At 35.7% G+C, this 1,934-nt stretch carries 2 protein-coding genes and 1 pseudogene; all 3 read right to left on the reverse strand.

All coding sequences use genetic code 11. The features are described 5' to 3' along the window. On the reverse strand, positions 1 to 1,069 hold a 1,069-nt coding region (locus ACI3VO_RS00320), incomplete at its 3' end, for a PLP-dependent aminotransferase family protein (RefSeq protein ID WP_439755995.1). Between the two features lie 115 nt (positions 1,070 to 1,184). Then, positions 1,185 to 1,304: pseudogene (nrdD, locus tag ACI3VO_RS00325) on the reverse strand (anaerobic ribonucleoside-triphosphate reductase); the annotation flags it as partial. A gap of 259 nt (positions 1,305 to 1,563) precedes the next feature. After that, positions 1,564 to 1,934: flavodoxin (locus tag ACI3VO_RS00330; RefSeq protein WP_439755996.1), on the reverse strand; the 371-nt coding region annotated here is incomplete at its 5' end.

Here is a 1,934-nt window from a genome sequence, read left to right on the forward strand (position 1 = left end):
TAGATTTGGAAACTATCATCCTAGATGCTATTTCCAGCATAAATGGCGACACTGTTATATTCATATTGTATAAAGCGTTGAATAAGTCCTTTTTGTACTTTAATGGAGATACTATATATCCCAATCTAAGTCCAGGTGCTACAGTTTTCGATAAGCTATATATGTAAATCACATTATCTGGTGCATAGCTTGCGACTGATTTTCTAGGATTTTCCAATAAAAAGCTGTAGATAGAGTCTTCTATTACTATTAGATCCTTTTCTTCTGCGACCTCGGCTATCATTTTTCTGCACTCGTCACTCACGATGTGAGTCGTCGGATTTTGATAATCTGGTATGATGTAAAGCCCTTTTATGCCTTCTTGTTGGCAAGCGTATAAAATGCCTTCCTTGCTCATCTCACCATTTTGCTGGCTTATAGGAACTAGCTGTATTCCGAGCATTTTCGCTGCAGTTTTCATACCTGGATATGTAAGTGGATCCACACCGATTTTGTCCCCTGATTTAAATACTCCTGATAAAATTGCAGTCAAGGCATTTTGTCCACCGTTGCTGAACAAAATTTTGTTCTCTGTAGTCTCGTAACCTGCTTCTTTTATTATTTCTACGGCAGCCTCCCTCTGCCATAGAGCTCCATCTGGCTTTCCATAGGTAAATAAATTTCCAACATCAGGCTCTAAGGATATTTCCTTTAATTTTTCTACAATCTCCTGACTCGAATTTAAATCCGGTAATATAGATGCCATTTCAATAAGCTCAAAATCATTATTCCTCGGCATTATATACGAATTAGTAGTAGCATCATAGGACACAAATGTTCCACTGCCTATAGTCGCAGTCAGCAAGCCCTTTAATTCACATTGTTTAAAAGCTTTAGAAATAGTACTCACATTGACATCTAAAAAATCTGCAAGCTCTCTCTGTGGAGGTAGCTTAGTCCCCGGCAAAACTATTCCCGCCTTTATATCATCTTCTAATTGCTTTGCTATAGTTAAATACAGAGCCTTCTTTCCCCTTTTTAGCTTAGGTCTCCAGCTCATAGGATAATTTTCAAAAGAATTTACAGGCATAACCCTTCCCCCTCTCTTTATTTAAGACTATCACAGCAAATATTTAGATACAATATTAAAATCGTATGGCATTTAATTTTAAAAGTACAAAAAATAGGAGCCTTAGCTCCTATTTCTAACAACAACTGCATGAATGTTTTACTCTATCCTTAAGCTCTGCTTTTTTGCCGTCATTCCACTTATCTGTAGTACCAACTAGATATCCTGTGATTCTTCTGATTCTTTCAAATTCAACTGGTGCTAGTGAATAAGTAAGATTAGCAAAGCCTTCATCATCGATAGCTATTTCCACCCATTCTATTTGTCTTTGAGGGTTATTTTTTTTAATATGTTCTATATAAGCATTTTTTTCCTTTTCACTTACAACTATGCCTTCTGGTGCATTAACTCTTATTTCGAATTTTTCCATTTTATAACACTTCCTCCAAAATATTCTACATTTTAGATTATACCCATTTGAAATGAATTTAAAATGAAAAAATTTTAAATGAATCTTACTTATTAAATCCTAATTCGTCTATCCATTCCTGTATCTCTGATTCAGATTCCCCTGAGCTAAATCTCTGACCATCTTGCCAATCACCTGTACCAGCAATGTCAGCTAATAATTTTCCACTCTCTCCAATACCTGATGAAGCTGAAGTACAAAATGGAATCACTGTCTTTCCTGTAAAATCATTGTTTTCTATAAAACTGTCTACTGGCCATGCAGCAATTCCCCACCAAATTGGGTATCCAATAAATACAGTGTCATAAGAATCCCAATTATCAACTTCTGTAGACACAAGCGCTACATCCCTTTGATTTTCGTTTTCATGTTCTCTAGATACACGACTGTCTTCATTTGTCCAATTAAGATCTTCAT

The organism is Intestinibacter sp. (assembly GCF_051866655.1).
Lineage (GTDB): Bacteria > Bacillota > Clostridia > Peptostreptococcales > Peptostreptococcaceae > Intestinibacter.